The organism is Arthrobacter sp. JB02-1C, from assembly GCF_057748045.1.
The window spans coordinates 1,611,369-1,628,035 of record NZ_CM173235.1 but is presented as its reverse complement, the minus strand read 5'-3'; the positions used below and the strand labels follow the sequence as shown (position 1 = coordinate 1,628,035).

Here is a 16,667-nt window from a genome sequence, read left to right as displayed (position 1 = left end):
CGAATCTAGTGCCGCCGGCGGACGGGGGGAAGTTGCCGGGCCGGACGGGGGCCGAGTCGGTGCTGTTGGGGGCGGGGGTGCGGCCCTGCGGCGGAGGGCGCTGCTGCGGCACTTTTCCGGTCCCGTTTTGGGGTTCGGCGCCTCGCTCCGGTACCCTAGTCAGGTTGGTGACGTGTCCGAGCGGCCGAAGGTGCAACACTCGAAATGTTGTTTGGTGTCAAAGCCAACGTGGGTTCAAATCCCACCGTCACCGCCAAAGAAAACCCCCGGAAAACCGGGGGTTTTCTGCATTCCAAGGACCTTCGTGGTGCATTTTTGGTGCATTTTTCGAGGACCGCCGCCGGAACGGTATGCCAATGCACGTGCATTAGCTCCGCGGCGGCCCGAAATCCTTCACCTTAGGGATGGAAGCTCCATCTGGGCCAGCCTCGTCACGGCTTCAGGAGTCACCCGGCCCCGTTCCTTGTCCAAGGCCACCCGCAACTGCGCCGCCAAAATATTGCGGCGCACGTGGAGGGATAATTTTCTCCGAGCCTCAGGATCCCTGCGGAGCTTCCCGTCCGCCGTTCTCAACGTGACGAAGGGTGACGGCGGCTTCGGGGGCGTTAGCTGTGCCAGTCGCACCACCGCCTCCGGCGTCTGTCGTCCCCGGACCTCGTCCAAGGCAACCCGGAGTTCGGCCGCAAGGATATCGTCGTGTATTCGTCGAATGACTTCCTTCCTGGACGCTCTGGCTTCTATATCCGCAGCAGACATTCCCTCGCCCCCCTCAGCTCGATGCATTCATCATCTCCGAGGGGTCCGAAACAGCCCAGGGGCTTCACGTCACTGAGCGGACGCTGCACCAGCTGTTGAAAAGTCGTCTGGACGGGGGCCCGCGGTCCCCAATAGGGGAGGCCATGCGGCCACAGGCCAGGTTCTCCAGCACAGGGCTCCGCAGGATCAAGACGGTAGCTATTATCAGCGTCGGCGGTTTTCGGTACCACGCCCGTACCGGCAATGGATTGACGGACCCGTTTGGTGAGCGTAGACCGTGCTGTATCAACCAGTTTCGCGGCGTTGCCTCGCGGCCCGCAAAGAGAAAGTCATGGCTGTCGCAGTCATCTGGAATTCAGCGGTGCCACCTTGGAGCAATACGATCAAGTCATCCAAATGGGTCTCTCCCAGGGAGGGCCCGGCCCGGCTGGCGCCCTCGCCGGAGAGCAGCAGCCGGAATCAAACTCACAACAACAAGCAGCACCGGCCATAGGAGGTCACGATGCCAAGCTTAGTTCGCAAAAGCCTCGATTCGCCTGAGGAGACACGTCCTTTCGAAGGCGGTAAGGGCCAGCTTCAACTCGTCAACCTGGAAGAAGGTGCCGTGGGGCGGGCCACATTCCTTCCTGGCTGGCGCTGGTCCGAGCATGTAAAACCAATCGCCAAAACGGAAAGCTGCCAGGCCTCCCACATGGGGTATTTCGTTTCCGGACGAATGAAGGTCGTCATGGACGACGGCGAGGAAATGGAGTATGGGCCAGGTGATTTCGCCACCATGGCGCCAGGACATGACGCCTGGGTGCTCGGGGACGAACCTTGTGTCGTAATCGACTGGCAGGGATTCGCCGACTACGCCAAAGCCTGAACGGGGGACCCGGGACGCCGACGATTCGAAGTCGCTGTCTAAGCCAGGCTGACTGGCTAGAAAGCGAAACCGACACCGACGCCGACTCCGCCGCCAAAGCTGCGGTTAACATCGATCACCGACGAAGTGGCCCACCAGGTCTGAACGGCAGCTAACGGAATCCGTAGCACCGGCACGTGGAGGCTTGCTCCGGTCAATCCCGAGACCGCTGCGTGGGCAAGACTGAGCGACCGCCCGTCCTGCGCAGTCGCATGCCCAAAAGTTGCCATGATCGGTGCGAGGCGCTGTCCGATGGCATGGTCCCTTTCCTCGGGATTCTTGCTCAGCTTGCGCCCATCGGGTGACTCGAGGATCTGACGGTGGTGGTCCCAGTAAGTGATGTTCATGAACTCAGCGCTGCTGACTGGCCGTCCCTGGACGACCCAGCTGCCCACGAGAAGCTGGAGGGTGGGGCACACCTCTCCCCGCTCAGCTGCAGCACTTTACCGCCGGGCACCGTCCCGGCGCCGTCAACGGAGACCGGTCCTCGGCGTGTAGGTCTTCTCGATGCGGCCGGAACTCTTCTAACCATGGTCATAAGCATCCGCTGGCACCCCGGAATTCCGGACCTATGACCCCGCCGTCATGCCAGCGCCCTGGAGGCGTCGCGGACATGCGGCTTTCCTGAGCGTCTAACGGGGAGCGCAGCGGTGTCGACCCGCGAATAGAAGTGTCTGCCCAGGCTGGAATGCACATGCGCGTTACCGGTTGGATCCTGCGCCGACGGCGGCCAGCAACGGTCGTGAGCTCGGCAGTCCTGAGGATGCGCAGTCGCGTGCTGCAGAAACTAGGGCAGCGTTGTTCCGCGCGTTGGAGAGCGTGGACCGCGACGCCTCGCCTCAACTGGCCCGGTCTGTTCAGGCCAAGATCAACGTGGTGAAGCAGATCGGTCAAGCGTTCGGGCTTCTCACGGAGAGTCAAGCCCAGACCATCCTCGGACAAGGGGACGCCACGGATTTGCCAGACTTCGGGCTCCGGTATCGCGGCGAGAACCTGTACCCGGGATTCCTGTTGGAACCTTCAACCGGCAGTGAGGCTCCGAGGAGAGTCCGCCCTCTATTGAAAAGCTTGAAGGAGATCGCCATGGAGTACGGCCGGAGTGGCCAAGGCATCGTCTTTTGGATGACATCCCCGACAACGTTGTTCGCGGACCACGGCCGCCCAGTCGATCACCTGCATGAGCGTTTGCTTGACCGGGATTTAGCTTGAACTGGCCAAAGCCGGTGCCAACATCTGGCGACTCCGCATGGGCTTCCACGAGGGACCGTTCCGGGGCACGGAGCCCAAGTGGCATGTGCTGACCGGACGGTTCACCCGCCGCAACAAGCCCGATATGCGCCCGCAGACAATCCGCACTGTGCGGCTTCGAGCGGGCCTTCGACGAGCGGATCTTCCAGGTCTTCCCCTCGCTGCTGCGCAAAGCCGCACCGAAGAAGGCCACGCGCTGCCGCCGTTACGTTGAGGCGCCGCCTGCCCTCCCGGCAGAATTTGCAGCCCCCCTGGCTGAACAGCAGAAGGTTTGGTTGACAGCTGGGGTTGATAATTTCTACGCGGCTGAGGCCGCGTTTTTTATTGTCTCAAACTCGATGGGTGTCAGCCGTCCGAGGGCGCGTTGACCGCGTTTGCGGTGGTAGCTGCGCGGTCGGGGCAATCACCAAGCGCGACGTACAGGCATGGCTGAATGAACTTGGCGAGAAGCGATCTCACACGACCGTTGCCCGGGTCCGCGACCTCCTAGCTGGCGTCCTCGACCACGCCGTCGAAGGCAACAGAATCACGAAAAACCCGGCGCGCGACCTCACGATCAAAAAGAAGCCAATCCCCGATGAGGTGTTCCTGTCGCATTCCCAGTTCGAGGCGCTGGCACTCACATCGCGGCACCCCGACCTTGTACTTTTCCTTGCCTACACAGGCCTCCGTTGGGGGGGGAGGCCACGGCGCTGCGGCAGGAGTACCTGTGAGCATCCGTGAGTCTCTGTGAGCAAAGCGGCCAAAATCGCTGAGTTTACGGGTTTCTTGAGGCAACACCCCGACCGCACCTGGCATCCGTAATGGTTTCCATTCCCACCGTCACCGCCAAATAGCGAGGCCCCTGCTTCCCTCTGTCTACAAGGGAAGCAGGGGCCTTTGCTTTGCCACGGCTGGGCGTCTGGGCCTGCCGTTGTTTAGCTGTTGCCGACGTAGACAAGGCTGCTGGCGTCGACCTGGGCCGCGGGGGCGTCAGCGAGACCGTTTGGCGACAAATCCAAGTCGTTCAGGCTGGGCAGTTCGATGGGGGCGTCGGTGTCATGCTGCTGGGTCACGATGGCTTCCTTGGTGTGGGCGAACGGGGCTGGCCTGCTCAACTCGGTATTTCCATTTGGAAGCCGCAGCGGCAGCGCATGACGCGGGTCTGAAGATAGACCGACAGGAAGTCTGCGGGTCCAGGCTCGGTAGAAATCACCGTGTGGGCGCTCACCCGCTCTGTATCCGGCGGCACCATGGGTTCGCCGCAGTGCATGTAGCCGGCGTCCAGGTGCACGACGTCGCCACCGCCTGGATTGCCTCCCTGGATTGCGGCGAGGAACGCAGCAGTGGTCGCAACGACCCGTGAGCCGCCGCACGCCGTGCAGCTGATGGCCGCGGCCAGTGTTTCCTGCTGCGCATTGAGCGTGGTCACGGGCGCCACGAGCAGGTGCCGGTCGGTGCGGCAGGTGGCGCACCACGGACGGCGGCCCTGGGGCTGGTGCGCGTCCCGCGGCACGTAGGTGTAGGCAGGAGCGGAAATTTCCATCAAACAAGGCCCGGGTAGCTGGCCAGCAGATAGTCCGCCGCCGCAGGTCCCTTGATCCGGAGCCCCGTGCGTTGGGGGTGGACTTGTTTCTCTTTCATAACCGCCCAGAAGACGTCCTCGGGTTGCGGATCGGCCTGCGAGATGAAGCACCAACTGGTGTAGAGGCCGTAGAGGCAGTCCCGTCCCAAGGGATCAAGGGAATCGGGATCCTGGACGGTGGCTTCCTGCAGGAACTGGTCGAAGTGCGAATGTGCCATGGTTGGCTCGTTCCGATGGGTGCAATGGCGCCGCCGTGTGGCTACAGCGACTAAAGCCTCAAAGCCCTGCACGGGGCGGTGAAGCAAGCGGAGTTGCAGGGTCCGCATTTGATAGCGGAATAACAACTTCTCTACGACGTAGACTTTAGGCGTAGACTACGGAATAAGCAAGCTTCCTTACTTTCTTGGAAGCGACCCTCGATACTGCAGATCGGACCACATGCCACCCGAAGCGACTACGTCCGCCGGGCGTGCCGGCAAGAAGAAGCTGAGCCGGGAGCTCGTGTTGTCAGCGGCGCTTGCCCTCGTTGACGAGGAGGGGCTCGACGCGCTTACGATGCGCCGATTGGGGCAGGAACTGGGCCGCGACCCGATGAGCCTGTACCGCTACGCCGAAAACCGGGCAGCCTTGCTGGATGGCGTCTCGGAGCTGGTCCTGAACGAGCTGACGATCTTCCCCGACGATCCGGACTGGCAGGCCCAGCTCCGCCACATCGCCCACGACCTGCGGCTCCTGGCGCTCCGGCACCCCAACGTCGTGTCCCTGCTCGTGACCCGCCCCTTGTCGACACCCCTGGGCCTCCGGCCCCTTGGAACCCTGCGTCCGCTGGAACAAATCCTGTCGCTGCTGATCGACGCCGGATTCGCCCCGGGCGACGCACTCCACGTTTACCGCGCGTACTACGGCTTCCTCTACGGCCACATCCTCAACGAGCTCCAGGAATACGTTGTGGATCCGGATGAGCACGAAGCGGTTCTCCGCCTTGGGCTGCACCGACTGCCGCCAAAAGAGTTTCCCCGGCTCCGCTCCCTCGCCCCGGTCCTCGCCGACTATGACGGCGCGGCGGAACTCGACGAGGGACTCAGCATTCTGCTCTCAGGACTCGGCACGCAGCTTTCCCGGCGCGGCGCCCAGCCCGGGAACTAAAGCTCGCCCGTTCTTCATCTCGAGCTTCACTACGTGCGGGCGAAAATTGCGCCGTGAGACCGCTGGCCGGCGGTCGTCCTGGCGTGCGACTCGAACACCTCGAATCCCGCGGCTACCAGCTCGATGGAGAGATCCTTCACTGGCCATTGATATGCAGGGACAACCGCATGGTCGAACTTTTCGATGACCGGGCCCTCGAAGAAGCCGATCAACAGGGCGCCGCCGGGCCTGAGGACCCGACGGAGCTCGCGGAGAGGCGTGCGGATCGTGGCTGGCTCATGGTGGATCAGCGAGTACCAGGCGAGGACTCCCCCAATTGTCCCGGTGCCGACGTCGAGGGCGTCAAGACTGCCTGACTGGAACGGGATCCCGGGATAGGTGCGGCGGGCGTGCACAATAAACTCGGGAACCAGGTCAACTCCGAGGACAGGAATCCCGGCTTCGTTGATCAAGTTCGTCCACTGGCCCGGCCCGCACCCCGCGTCGAGCACGGCGCCCTCGATACCATCCGCCCAGGCCGCCACCAATTGATAATCCGAAGGGTGGACAGTAGCCATTGATGCGAAGCGTTCGACGTATTCCACCGCCCTGCGCGAATAGGCATCCCTCACAGCGTTGCCCATGCCATCGAGTCTGGCCAGGCTCCGGATAGGTAGCCGGCAACCCCAGGAGCGGACTGTCAGCTGCCCCCTGCCCGGACGGCGGCGGCTGCGAGGACGAATCCCGTTACGGCAGAAAAAGCGCAGATGATCCAGAGAGCGGCGATCAGGCCGCTTTTCTCTCGTATGCCGGGACCTGGTCCGGCCGAAACAACGCCCGCCCGGATCATCGCCACACCGGCGCAGCCGATGGCGATGATCCAACACAGCCACTCGATAATCCCCACTGGAAGGCTTCCCATTGCTACCCGCCCCTTTCGTTGCCTGGACGATCACAGCCTGAGGAACAGGAGCCCCAGACGAGATAGACAGCCGAACACGTGCGATGGGAGGCCAGTGCCCGGCCCACTTCTCATTATTCGGCCCCGGCCGCATGCTTGTCGATCACAATGTCTGTCCGCCCGAGAGAACCGTGATGCCATCGGCTGGCTGGACGGGTCGTCAGGCATAACGGAACAGCTTGCCTTCCGGTCGGGGTTCCGTAGACTCAGCGCATGCCTGGTCGTGGGGGAATCATGCCTGCCCGTTATCCTGCCGTGCTCGCCGGCATGGTGGTCGCCGCCGTACTGTCGGCCTGCACCTATGAGGAGGGCCCTGCCGACCAGCCAGTCACCACTGTGACCGGAACCGGTGTTCCTGGCCCCGCGGCACGGATCGAGAAGGCCCCGGATGTGCTGGTCCTGGAGAAGCGCAACTACGTCGAACTGGAGCGACTCCTGGCGGAGGCTCCGGGTGAGCTGGTGCTCTCGGCCACTGGCCCGGCTGACGGCCCAGGCAAAGGATTCTCGGATTATGCAACCGTGCAGAAAGCAGGGCCGCACATCCTCACCGGGGCCTGCGTCGGGATTGAGCACGCACAGGTCTATCTCGAACAGCGCCTCCCCGGCGGCGGCACGGCGCACACGTCAGTGGAGGTCGACTGCTCTGCGGTCCACACACAGACCGTCGAGCTGCGGGAGGGATACCTGGGTGCGGTGTTGCTGCGCCCCGCGCCCTCCGGCCCATGGACGGGTGCGGTCGCCGGCATCAAAGTCAGCGTCCGGTGACGATGGTTGCGCCTTCCTGCACCGCCCGCTCCCGGTTCCGTTCTTGGGCTGTCGTTCCCCGGACCAAGCCCTCGGCCCCTCAGGAGCTGAGCAGGATGCCCAGGGCCAGGACGCCCAGCAGCAGGACGGAACCGCTGGTCCAGAACACCGCGCTGACGTCCGGGTGGAACCGTTCGGCCGCGATGCCGTGAACGCGCACGGAATACCGGCTGCGCTGGGTGGCATAGATGCCGCCCGCGGTGGCCGCAGCCGCTGCGACCAGAATGAGAATGCTGACACCGTAGTGCGGCAGCCAGCGGAGGAAAACCAGGGCGGCAACGAAGAGCGCCATGGCGGTCCGCCCCCAGGAGAGCAGGGTCCGCTCTGGCTGCAGCCCCGGGTCCTGATGGCCCGGCTGAAGGGCCTGCGTCGGCATCAGTTCAGCACGATCAGGCTAATCACGACGGCGGCGGCCACGGCAATGCCCAGGCCAAGAAGCGGCACCACAATGGGCAGCGGGAGCGGCCGGCCATGCCGCATGCTCTGCTCCACCGAGACCCACCGCACCGCCGCGCCTGCAGCGACCAGCATCCCGATAGCCGTCAAGAGGACGGCCAGCACTTTGCGCAAGGACTCGGGGAAGGCCTCGATGGCGAATGCTTCCAGCGCGAGACCACCGGCCAGAAAAGCTAAAGACGTGCGGATCCACGCCAGGAAGGTGCGCTCATTGGCCAGCGTAAACCTCGGATCAGGTTCCTTGCCGCCGGGCAGCACCTTGCGGGCCAACCAGCCGCGTCCTTGCTCCTGCTCGGTCATCGCTCTCCTGATCGCGGGGTTTTCGCTCATGCTATGCCAGCCTCCGGCGGCTTCACGAATTCATCCCTTCACCGGTAAAACCGAGGTGAATGCTTGCTTTAAACAGTTTTACAACGCTTTTGTTTCCCGGAAGAGTGGCTTCCTGAGACTCACGTCACGTTGACGGAGGCGTACTTGAAAGGTCATTGTGAGCAGCACTTCCCTGAACCCCCATGTCGTCACCCTGGGCACCGCCGGCGGGCCCCGCTGGTGGACCGGCGTCAACGCCGGCCGGCGCGCGGGGATAGCCACCGCCGTCGTCGTCGGTGATGCGGTCTATCTCGTGGACGCGGGCACCGGCGTAGGGAACCAGCTGATGAAGGCCGGATACTCGGCCGGGAACCTGCGCGGAATCTTCCTCACCCATCTGCACTCGGACCACTGCATTGACCTGGCAAGTTTGGCCATCTTCGGGCTTTTCACCCTGCGCCCGGACCAGGAACCGGTTCGGATTATCGGGCCCGGCGACCGCGGCGCCTTGCCGCCGGTGTCGCCGCGCGCGGTGGTCCCCCCGAAGCCGCTCTTCCCGGAGCAGCCGACGCCGGGCACGAAAGCGATGTTCGAGCACCTCATGCGCGCCTATGGTGCCGACCTTAACGACAGGGTGATCGACGCGTTGCGGCCCTCGCCGCTGGACCGCTTCGCAGCCTCCGATATCGAGCTGCCCGGCGGGATCGGTTATGACCCCAATGACAACCCGACCCCCGCAGGCATGGAGCCGTTTGAGATTTACCGGGATGAACTGGTGAGCGTGACGGCAACACTGGTGGAGCACCCTCCGGTCGCGCCTGCCTTCGCCTTCCGCTTCGATACCGCGGAAGGATCCGTCACCATTTCCGGGGACACCGCCCCGTGTGAGAACTTGGTGCGGCTCGCCCGCGGAACAGACCTGCTGCTCCACGAGGCCATCGACTTCGAGTGGGTTTCCCGCACCTACGGCGGAACGGCGACAGAAGAGGCACAGGCCTCCATGGACCACCACCGCCGGTCGCACACCTCGGCCAAGGATGCAGCCGCCCTGGCCAGCAAGGCGGGAGCCTCCCGGCTGGCCCTCCACCACCTGGTTCCCGGAACCACCCCCACCTCCGTCTGGCTTTCCCACGCCAACGAGTTTGCCGGCGAGTTCTACGTCCCGGACGACTTGGACGTGATCTCTTTCTCCACCCTCGGCGGCAATGAAGCCCTTGAGGTTCCCGACACTGAAGCGGAAATGGCACCCTCCCTATGAAAACATCAGCAGTTGCCCCTGCCGGGACCGAAGCGGCCCCGGCGAACATCACCGAGACCGGTTTCAACACGCCCCAGATGCGGCGGATCCTCGCGTCCTCCTTCATCGGCAGTGCGATCGAGTTCTACGACTTCATCCTCTACGCCACGGCCGCCTCGCTGGTCTTCAACAAGGTCTTCTTCACCAACCTCGATCCGGCCGTAGCCATCTTCGCCTCGTTCGCCACGCTGGCCGTGGGCTACCTGGCCCGCCCCATTGGCGGCATCGTTTTCGGCCACTTCGGAGACAAGCTGGGCCGCAAGGGCGTCCTGATCGCGTCGATGCTCATGATGGGCATCGCCACGACCTTGATCGGGCTGCTCCCCACCACCGCCCAAATCGGCATGCTCGCCCCCGTCGCCCTGATCGTGCTGCGCGTGGTGCAGGGCCTGGCGGTTGGCGGCGAGTGGGGCGGCGCCATGCTCATGGCGCTGGAGCACGCCCCCAAGGAACGCCGCGGCTTCGCGGCGAGCTTCGCCAACATGGGCGGCCCCGCAGGCGCGGTCCTGGCCACGCTCGCCGTCTCCGCCGTCTCCGTCCTGCCGAACAATCAGTTCCTGAGCTGGGGCTGGCGAATCCCCTTCCTCATCAGCATCGTCCTGATCGCGATTGGCCTGGTCATCCGGCTCAAGGTCTCCGAGTCCCCTCTCTTCCTGGCCCTGGAGAACAAGGCCAAGGAGAAAAAGATCCCCATCCTGGAGGTCATCACCCGGTACCCGATCAGCGTCATCAAGGGCACGCTGGTTGGCATGAGCTCCTACACGGTGCAGGGACTCATGACGGTCTGGGCCATCTCCTTCGTGGTCGACAGTGCGGGCATGGACCGCACCGCCGTCCTGAACGTCAAGGCGGTCGGTGCGGCGCTGACCGTCGTGGGGATCTGGTTCGCTGCGCGCCACTCGGACCGGCTGGGACGCCGGCCGGTGATGTTTGCCGGGATCGCTGCCGGCGCACTGATGGCGCTGCCCATCATGTGGATGCTGGAACTCGGCGAGTTGTGGCTCTTTGCGCTGGCGCTCTTCATTGCTAACGGCATCATCCAGGCAGCCATCTTCGGCCCCTTCGGCGCGTTTTCGGCCGAGCTCTTTCCCACCCGCATCCGGTACACCGGCGCTTCGCTGGTCTACCAGCTCTCCTCGACTCTGGGAGCCGGCTTCACCCCGATGATCGTCAGCGCCCTGGTGCTCGCGACCGGTGGATCATTGTGGCTGACGGGCGTCGTCTGGGCAGGGACCTTCGTCCTGGCCGGACTGTGCCTGCTCACCGTCAAGGAAGGCAAGGACCAGGACCTCACGGCGGACCAGATCTAGTCCCGCAGCCCCCCGGTGCGGGAGCCGGTCAGCCGCCGCGGCCGACCGGCTCCCGTTCCTTGTTCCGACCGGTCGTGACGCAGAAGTCGATGAAGGCCCGCAGGCGCAGGCTCTGCCGGTCGGACTCCATGTACGCCACACAGATATCGCTGCGGCCCACCTCGTCTTCGATGGCAAGGACGGACAGCGGGAGAGCGTCGTAGCTCAGGTCAACGGGCGGCCGCTGGACCAGGACCGTGTACCCGAGGCCCTTGGCCACCATCCCCCGCACCGCTTCCAGGCTGCTGGATTTCCAAACAATTTTCGGATCCAGCCCGGACTCGCGCAGATTGGCCAACTGGTTTTCGCGGACCGAGGGCATGTCCAGGGAGACGAAATCGTCGTCGGCCAGTTCAGCCAGCCGGATGCTTTTGCGCCCCGCGGCCCAGTGCTCCTGAGACACGAGGACATACGGCACGCCCGCCATCACCGGGGTCCACGCCACCCGCGGGACCAGATGCCGGGTGTGCGTTAACACGGCGTCGAGGAAGCCGTCCAGCATGCGTTCCTGGAGCTCACCGCCGTCGCCCTCAATCAACGTCACCTCAAGACCGGGATTGGGCTTCATGAAGCCGTGGCCAATCTCGGGCAGCCAAAAAGCCGACAGGCCGCTGTAGCAGCCGATGACCAACGGGCCCACCAGGCGGTCCTGCCGCTCCAGCACCCGGCCCTGCACCTCCTCGGCGTGCCGGACCAGGGCCTTGGCATCACGCAAAAAGTGCGACCCCACGGCGGTCAGGACAACACCGCGCGCACGGTGGCGGACCACCAGCTGGGAGCCCACGATCCGTTCCAGCTCGGTAAGGGCCTGCGACATGGCCGCCTGGGAAATGTGGGTGGCGGCAGCAGCAGCCGAAATCGAACCATGGTCCGCAATGGCGACGAAATACTGCAACTGCTTCAGCGTGTAGTCGAGCACCCACCCAGCGTAGGCCCCCGGACCGGGGCACGCGGTCAGCCGGGGTGTGACAACCGGTCCTGGGCGTGACTCCCAGGCCCCACCGGCACCAGCCCGGTTGCCTGGGCGAGCCCAACGGTCGGCATCGAAACGTACATGCTCTCGGTGCGGCCGGTCTGGAAGGTCTCATGCCAGATCCCGACGGCGTTGGGCGCCTTGCGTGCGCGGCGGTTGAACGCGGACCACGCCGGCCGGTGTTCAGCCTCTGGCTGCGCGGCGTAGGCGTAGAGCTTCTCGGCCGAGTCCCAGTACTGCATGATGACCGGGCCGCCGGGACCGATGGCCATCCGGTAGCCCAGCAGCCCCGACGACGGCTCGCGGGAGAGCTCCGCCAGCATGCGCGGCATCGCAAGGAAGACGGGCAGCCACTGATCCGGCCGCCACGGACGGTTGATCCGCATCCCGATCAGAAAGACCACTAAGCCCTCATGGTGCCGGTGCGTGTAACGCCCGGAGTTGATCCGCGCCATATGCTTCTCCTAACTGGATACCGTTACTCACCAATATTGGGGAGTGCCACTATCTAAGTCAAGGAGAATCTTTTGCGTATTTCACAGCTCGCGGCCGCCACCGGGGTTCCGGTTGCGACCATTAAGTACTACCTGCGCGAAGGCCTGCTGCACGAGGGCGAACTGACCGCCGCGACCCAGGCGCGCTACGACGAGACTCATGTGCGCCGGCTGAACCTCATCCGGGCCCTCACGGGCACCGCGGGGCTGAGCATCAGCGCCACCCACGAGGTGCTGCTGGCCATGGAAACCCCGCCGGAATCGGGCCACGATTTTCTTGGCATCGCGCATCAGGCAGTCACCCGGCCGGCGCCGGCCGACGTAGACCTCGCCGCGGCCCAGGAGCTCCTGGACCGGTGGGGCTGGGGTGCAGCGGAGTGCGACCGCAACACCCAGGCGGCCCTGGTGGTGGCCCTACAGGGGCTGTCAGCCGCCGGCTTCGCACCCCCGCAGGCGCTCCTGGACCGCTACGCCTTGGCCATGCAGGACATTGCCGAGGCCGACGTCGAAAGCGTCCCCACCGACTCGCCGGAGGCCACGATGCGGCACGTCGTACTGGGAACGCTGCTGATGGAGCCCGTCCTGCTGGCCATGCGGCGGCTCGCCCAGCAGGCCGCCTCGTTCCGGCGCTTCGGCGCCGCAGAGTGACTGGGCCCGCAGAGTGACCGGGCGCCGGGACGACTACACCCTGATATGTAGGCGTTCCTTGTCAAGAGGGCAAGGGTGAGCGGTCCAGGGCTGGTTTGTCCTGGACCGCTCTTTTGTGTCCGTTCCCTGCGTGGTCTCCGGTTGGCTGGCGCGTCGTGATCGACGTGAGGCGCTGTCATGCTGATATGCGCGGGTTGGTTACCGCAGGACGAGGTGTTCGGCTGGAGGGGTGCCGCTGGTCTAGCAATGTCGGGCGTCACCGGGTGATTGGCCGGTTGTCCATAGGTGTATCGCGGGTCTCCTCCACGCTGCCGAGCCATCCAGGCCGGGTCGGGAACGGCACACGTCTATTCATCCGTCCATGGCTGTTCCTGTTGGATCGGGGCGGCGAGGGACCAGCACCAGCCAGCCAGTTCCCGGGCTACGGCGACGTTCGCGATGACCCGGCGTTTGTGCCGGGCCTCGAACTGCTCCCACTTGCGGTGCAGCCGGTGGTTGCCCTGATGGCCGCGGACCCGGGACGCTTCATCCGCGATGTCCCAGCGGGAACGCATCTCTTGGCTGACGTGAGTGTAGGGCCGGCGGTGGTGCCAGGCGGCCTCGACCAGCAGGCGGCGGGCATGGGTGTTGCCGGTCTTGGTGATCCCGCCTTGGGACCGGGAAGCGCCGGAGGAATGTTCCGAGGGAACCAGGCCCAGATAGGCGCCGATGGTGTTGCCGGTGAAGCGGTTCCAGTCACCGATTTCCACTGCGAGGCCGACGGCGGTGAGCACCGAGATGCCGCGCAGACACATCAGGGCCCGCACCACCGGGGCATACCGGTCGGTTGCCGCCAGCTCGGTGATCTTGGAGTCCAGACGGTTTCTGCGGTCCAGCGTCAGTTCCGCGGTCTCCAGGCTTGCCTCGTAGGCGGCCTGCAGGGCCGGATCGTCAAATCGTTGCCGGTGCAGCCAGGTGTGGTGGGCGCCGGTCCAGGCATGGCCGCCGGAATACACCAGCCCGTGGCGGAGCAGCAGCTTCGAGATCCGGTGCCTGGCCCTCATCAGGTCCGCACGGACGTCCTCGCGGGCGCGCACCAGATCACGCGCCGCTTCATCCGCTCGGCCAGGAACCCGCACGGGCGTAATCTGTCCGAGCAGTGCCAACCGGGCCAGATGCTCGGCATCGCGCGCGTCGGTCTTCACCCGGTCCCCGGACGGCCTTTGAAGCTTCGAGGGCGCAGCCACAAGGCACTCGACCCCTGCATCGACCAACAGCCGGGCCAAACCGAATCCGGTTGGGCCTGCCTCATAAACAACGAGGACCGGCCCCGGCAATCCGGAAACCCACTCGGCGATCCCGGCATCGCTGGCGGCCAGGCTCTGCCTCAGGATCTCGCCCGTTTCATGGTTAATCGCGCAGCCCTTCACGCTGCGCGCATGGACATCCAAACCGACATAAGTACGCTTATTCATGGCTGGAACCTCCAGACGTTCAAATGTGGCTCTACCAGTCCACACCCCCCGCGCTTCGGCGCGGAACAGTGGCCTGACTGGCAACCCACGAACCTCTTTGAACCCGAGGTTCCAGTCCTACGTCAGGCAACCACCACACTTCATATCGTCTAGTCACAGTCCGGCTGCAGCATAGCCGTGATCTTTCTGCTGAGCGAAGCCACGGCAGCCTGTTCATCGCCGGAGAGCAGGTCGAAGAAGTGGGTGCGGACGAATTCCAGGTGGCCCGGGGCCGCCTGCTCGATGGCCGCCCGGCCTTCGGGGGTAATCTTCACGTCCAGGCCGCGGGCATCGGCGGAGCAGTCTTTTCGCTCCAGCAGGCCACGGGCTTCCATCCGCTTGAGCAGGTGGGACAGCCGGCTGCGGTCCCAGCCCAGGAGGTTCCCCAGATCCCGGGCCCGGACCACGCCGTCGGCATGTTCCGAAAGCGGGGCCAGTACGGCATATTCGGCCCCGGAGAGCTGCGACTCCCGCAGCAACTGCCGGTCCATGGCGGCGGTCAGCAGCCCGGTCGCCTCAACGAATCGGCGCCAAACTTCCAATTCGCGCTCGTCCAGCCATCGCGTGTTCTCCACTGCCGCCACTCTCCATTAGTTGATAGTTCAAGTTTGACGTAGTGTTGTTGATGTGTCAACATAATCAGTGACACGTCAACAACTTTCCTTCCTAAGGGGACACAGCATGACCAAGATTGCGATCGTCACCGGCGCCAGCCGTCCGGGCAGCGTCAACAAGTCCGTCGCCGAGTGGGTTCTCGCCCAGGTCGCCGACCGCACCGACGCCGACTTCGAACTGGTAGACATTGCGGACTTCAACCTCCCCCTGCTGGACGAGGCCTACCCCGCCGCGTACCAGAACTACCAGAATGACCACACCAAGGCCTGGTCTGCCAAGATCAGCGAATTCGACGGCTTCATCTTCGTGGCCCACGAGTACAACCACACCGCCGGTGCTGTCCTGCTCAACGCACTGTCCTACCTGAACGCCGAGTTCAATAACAAGGCCGCCGGCTTTGTTTCCTACGGCTCCATGGGCGGCGCCCGCGCCGTCGAGCACCTGCGCGGCGTCCTCTCCGAGCTGCAGATTGCCCACGTTCGCAACCAGGTCATGTTCTCTCTCTTCACCGACTTCGAGAACTTCTCCGTCTTCAAGCCTACCGAGCAGAACGCCGGCACCCTGGCACCGATGGTGGACCAGCTCACCGTCTGGGCCCGCGCCATGGAGGCCGTGCGCGCCGAGCAGCTGGCCGTCGCGAGCGCCTAAGCCAACTCCCGCACCAACACGAAAGGCTCCCCGGCTATCCGGGGGGCCTTTCCTGCGTCCCGGCCCAGGCCCCTGTCGCGGTCCGCACCCCGGAACCCGGGCCTCCCCGGCGGGGAGTCGGTCGAGCAGGGGCAAACAGGGGCAAGCAGCGGCAAGCAGGAAGGAAGAACTGCCCCGCAACGAACGCACGCGGCCACACGCCGCCGTCGGGAACTTCCGGATGCACCTGGATGCACCCGGCACAGCGAAGCCACCCCTCCCCCGACGCTGGTCGGGGAAGGGGTGGCTCGGTCTAGCAGCGCGGCTTAGCCGCGGCGGTTTAGCGGATGGCGGCGAAGCCCCTGGCCCAGGAGACCAGCTGGTCGAGCATCGGGGCGAGGGTGCCCGCGTTCTGCTCGGTCGGCGTGAAGACCGAGAAGTTCTCAAAGTCCTCAAACAGGGAGAACATGACCTGGTTGCGCACATGGGCAACCTGCAGTTCGGACAGGGTTTCGCGCAGGTGCTCGACGGCGCGGGCGCCGCCCATCGACCCGTAGGACACGAAGCCGGCAGCCTTGTTGTTGAATTCCGCGTTCAGGAACGACAAGGCGTTGGTGAGGACCGGGCCGGCCGTGTGGTTGTACTCGTGCACCACGAAAACGAAGCCGTCGAACTCCGCGATCCTGGCGGACCAGGCCTTGGTGGCCGGGTTCTGGTAGTTCTGGTAGGCCGCCGGAGTGGCCTCATCGAGCAGCGGAAGGTCGAAGTCTGCAATGTCCACCAGCTCGAACTCGGCATCCGCCCGGCCGGCAGCCTGGGCCAGGACCCATTCCGCGACGGCCTTGTTGACGCTGCCCGGGCGGCTGGCGCCGGTAATGACCGCAATCCGGGGCCGCGCGTTCCGCACCGCGGGATCGGCCGCCGGCTCCGCGGCCAGCTCCGCCTGCGCGGCCGGGGCAGTCAGGCCGGGCGCTGCTGCCGCAGCGGAGCGGCCACTCTTGGGCTTGCGGGAAAAGATTTTGAACCAGGACATGGCGCCTCACC

The 16,667-nt window shown here is 64.9% G+C and carries 22 protein-coding genes and 1 tRNA gene; 10 read left to right on the top strand and 13 right to left on the bottom strand.

The genetic code is table 11. The annotated features are described in order from the left end of the window. Nucleotides 1-166 precede the first annotated feature (166 nt). Nucleotides 167-256: transfer RNA gene (locus AC3ANP_RS07690), tRNA-Ser, on the top strand. Nucleotides 257-393: 137 nt separating this feature from the next. On the opposite strand, the gene AC3ANP_RS07685 is transcribed toward AC3ANP_RS07690, so the two are convergent. Then, nucleotides 394-756, bottom strand: coding sequence for a hypothetical protein (locus tag AC3ANP_RS07685; RefSeq protein ID WP_488332725.1), 363 nt, complete (start codon nucleotides 754-756; stop codon nucleotides 394-396). 502 nt (nucleotides 757-1,258) lie between these two features. On the opposite strand from AC3ANP_RS07685, the gene AC3ANP_RS07680 reads away from it, so the two are divergent. Further along, nucleotides 1,259-1,621, top strand: a complete 363-nt coding sequence (locus tag AC3ANP_RS07680) for a cupin domain-containing protein (protein ID WP_488332724.1) — start codon at nucleotides 1,259-1,261, stop codon at nucleotides 1,619-1,621. A 56-nt stretch (nucleotides 1,622-1,677) separates the two neighbouring features. Here AC3ANP_RS07680 and AC3ANP_RS07675 read toward each other — a convergent pair whose 3' ends face one another. Continuing rightward, a complete protein-coding gene (locus AC3ANP_RS07675; RefSeq protein ID WP_488332723.1) occupies nucleotides 1,678-2,007 on the bottom strand; it encodes a hypothetical protein in 330 nt (109 codons plus the stop codon). Between the two features lie 472 nt (nucleotides 2,008-2,479). On the opposite strand from AC3ANP_RS07675, the gene AC3ANP_RS07670 reads away from it, so the two are divergent. Beyond that, nucleotides 2,480-2,869 (top strand): hypothetical protein, encoded by a 390-nt coding sequence (locus AC3ANP_RS07670; protein WP_488332722.1) that lies wholly within the window; start codon nucleotides 2,480-2,482, stop codon nucleotides 2,867-2,869. Nucleotides 2,870-3,310: 441 nt separating this feature from the next. Beyond that, complete coding sequence (locus AC3ANP_RS07665; RefSeq protein WP_488332998.1) at nucleotides 3,311-3,631, top strand: hypothetical protein; 321 nt, start codon at nucleotides 3,311-3,313, stop codon at nucleotides 3,629-3,631. A 194-nt stretch (nucleotides 3,632-3,825) separates the two neighbouring features. On the opposite strand, the gene AC3ANP_RS07660 is transcribed toward AC3ANP_RS07665, so the two are convergent. The 3 genes from AC3ANP_RS07660 to AC3ANP_RS07650 are packed head-to-tail and all read right to left on the bottom strand — an operon-like array spanning nucleotide 3,826 to nucleotide 4,690. Beyond that, nucleotides 3,826-4,005 (bottom strand): hypothetical protein, encoded by a 180-nt coding sequence (locus AC3ANP_RS07660; protein WP_488332721.1) that lies wholly within the window; start codon nucleotides 4,003-4,005, stop codon nucleotides 3,826-3,828. Further along, the gene (locus AC3ANP_RS07655) at nucleotides 4,002-4,433 is read right to left on the bottom strand and encodes a hypothetical protein (RefSeq protein ID WP_488332720.1); all 432 of its coding nucleotides are present in this window, start codon (nucleotides 4,431-4,433) and stop codon (nucleotides 4,002-4,004) included. Before AC3ANP_RS07655 ends, AC3ANP_RS07660 begins: the two co-directional genes overlap by 4 nt. Next, nucleotides 4,433-4,690, bottom strand: a complete 258-nt coding sequence (locus tag AC3ANP_RS07650) for a hypothetical protein (protein WP_488332719.1) — start codon at nucleotides 4,688-4,690, stop codon at nucleotides 4,433-4,435. The genes AC3ANP_RS07655 and AC3ANP_RS07650 overlap by 1 nt, the downstream gene beginning before the upstream one ends. A gap of 220 nt (nucleotides 4,691-4,910) precedes the next feature. Here AC3ANP_RS07650 and AC3ANP_RS07645 point away from each other — a divergent pair, with 220 nt between their 5' ends. After that, on the top strand, nucleotides 4,911-5,618 hold the full coding sequence (locus AC3ANP_RS07645; protein ID WP_488332718.1) for a TetR/AcrR family transcriptional regulator C-terminal domain-containing protein: 708 nt from the start codon (nucleotides 4,911-4,913) through the stop codon (nucleotides 5,616-5,618). A 29-nt stretch (nucleotides 5,619-5,647) separates the two neighbouring features. Here AC3ANP_RS07645 and AC3ANP_RS07640 read toward each other — a convergent pair whose 3' ends face one another. Next, nucleotides 5,648-6,241 (bottom strand): class I SAM-dependent methyltransferase, encoded by a 594-nt coding sequence (locus AC3ANP_RS07640; protein ID WP_488332717.1) that lies wholly within the window; start codon nucleotides 6,239-6,241, stop codon nucleotides 5,648-5,650. A gap of 551 nt (nucleotides 6,242-6,792) precedes the next feature. Here AC3ANP_RS07640 and AC3ANP_RS07635 point away from each other — a divergent pair. Continuing rightward, nucleotides 6,793-7,323, top strand: a complete 531-nt coding sequence (locus AC3ANP_RS07635; protein ID WP_488332716.1) for a hypothetical protein — start codon at nucleotides 6,793-6,795, stop codon at nucleotides 7,321-7,323. Between the two features lie 79 nt (nucleotides 7,324-7,402). On the opposite strand, the gene AC3ANP_RS07630 is transcribed toward AC3ANP_RS07635, so the two are convergent. Further along, the gene (locus tag AC3ANP_RS07630) at nucleotides 7,403-7,738 is read right to left on the bottom strand and encodes a DUF202 domain-containing protein (protein ID WP_488332715.1); all 336 of its coding nucleotides are present in this window, start codon (nucleotides 7,736-7,738) and stop codon (nucleotides 7,403-7,405) included. Next, nucleotides 7,738-8,148, bottom strand: a complete 411-nt coding sequence (locus AC3ANP_RS07625) for a YidH family protein (RefSeq protein WP_488332714.1) — start codon at nucleotides 8,146-8,148, stop codon at nucleotides 7,738-7,740. The genes AC3ANP_RS07630 and AC3ANP_RS07625 overlap by 1 nt, the downstream gene beginning before the upstream one ends. Nucleotides 8,149-8,305: 157 nt before the next feature. Here AC3ANP_RS07625 and AC3ANP_RS07620 point away from each other — a divergent pair, with 157 nt between their 5' ends. Both AC3ANP_RS07620 and AC3ANP_RS07615 read left to right on the top strand, forming a co-directional pair. Next, entirely contained in the window at nucleotides 8,306-9,385 is a 1,080-nt protein-coding gene (locus tag AC3ANP_RS07620) for an MBL fold metallo-hydrolase (RefSeq protein ID WP_488332713.1), read from the top strand. Beyond that, on the top strand, nucleotides 9,382-10,734 hold the full coding sequence (locus tag AC3ANP_RS07615; protein WP_488332712.1) for an MFS transporter: 1,353 nt from the start codon (nucleotides 9,382-9,384) through the stop codon (nucleotides 10,732-10,734). Before AC3ANP_RS07620 ends, AC3ANP_RS07615 begins: the two co-directional genes overlap by 4 nt. Nucleotides 10,735-10,762: 28 nt before the next feature. Here AC3ANP_RS07615 and AC3ANP_RS07610 read toward each other — a convergent pair whose 3' ends face one another. Beyond that, nucleotides 10,763-11,692 carry a LysR family transcriptional regulator gene (locus tag AC3ANP_RS07610; protein WP_488332711.1) on the bottom strand — a complete coding sequence of 310 codons (930 nt, stop codon included), beginning with the start codon at nucleotides 11,690-11,692 and terminating at the stop codon, nucleotides 10,763-10,765. A 35-nt stretch (nucleotides 11,693-11,727) separates the two neighbouring features. After that, the gene (locus AC3ANP_RS07605; RefSeq protein WP_488332710.1) at nucleotides 11,728-12,201 is read right to left on the bottom strand and encodes a DUF4188 domain-containing protein; all 474 of its coding nucleotides are present in this window, start codon (nucleotides 12,199-12,201) and stop codon (nucleotides 11,728-11,730) included. 72 nt (nucleotides 12,202-12,273) lie between these two features. Here AC3ANP_RS07605 and AC3ANP_RS07600 point away from each other — a divergent pair, with 72 nt between their 5' ends. Continuing rightward, complete coding sequence (locus tag AC3ANP_RS07600; protein ID WP_488332709.1) at nucleotides 12,274-12,888, top strand: MerR family transcriptional regulator; 615 nt, start codon at nucleotides 12,274-12,276, stop codon at nucleotides 12,886-12,888. Between the two features lie 347 nt (nucleotides 12,889-13,235). Here the strand turns inward: AC3ANP_RS07600 and AC3ANP_RS07595 are convergent, their stop codons facing one another. Both AC3ANP_RS07595 and AC3ANP_RS07590 read right to left on the bottom strand, forming a co-directional pair. Next, on the bottom strand, nucleotides 13,236-14,342 hold the full coding sequence (locus tag AC3ANP_RS07595) for an IS110 family RNA-guided transposase (RefSeq protein ID WP_488332118.1): 1,107 nt from the start codon (nucleotides 14,340-14,342) through the stop codon (nucleotides 13,236-13,238). A gap of 149 nt (nucleotides 14,343-14,491) precedes the next feature. Next, on the bottom strand, nucleotides 14,492-14,956 hold the full coding sequence (locus AC3ANP_RS07590; RefSeq protein WP_488332708.1) for a MarR family winged helix-turn-helix transcriptional regulator: 465 nt from the start codon (nucleotides 14,954-14,956) through the stop codon (nucleotides 14,492-14,494). Nucleotides 14,957-15,062: 106 nt separating this feature from the next. Between AC3ANP_RS07590 and AC3ANP_RS07585 the strand changes: the two genes are divergently transcribed. After that, the gene (locus AC3ANP_RS07585) at nucleotides 15,063-15,644 is read left to right on the top strand and encodes an NADPH-dependent FMN reductase (protein ID WP_488332707.1); all 582 of its coding nucleotides are present in this window, start codon (nucleotides 15,063-15,065) and stop codon (nucleotides 15,642-15,644) included. Between the two features lie 319 nt (nucleotides 15,645-15,963). On the opposite strand, the gene AC3ANP_RS07580 is transcribed toward AC3ANP_RS07585, so the two are convergent. After that, entirely contained in the window at nucleotides 15,964-16,656 is a 693-nt protein-coding gene (locus AC3ANP_RS07580) for an NADPH-dependent FMN reductase (protein ID WP_488332706.1), read from the bottom strand. Nucleotides 16,657-16,667 lie beyond the last annotated feature (11 nt).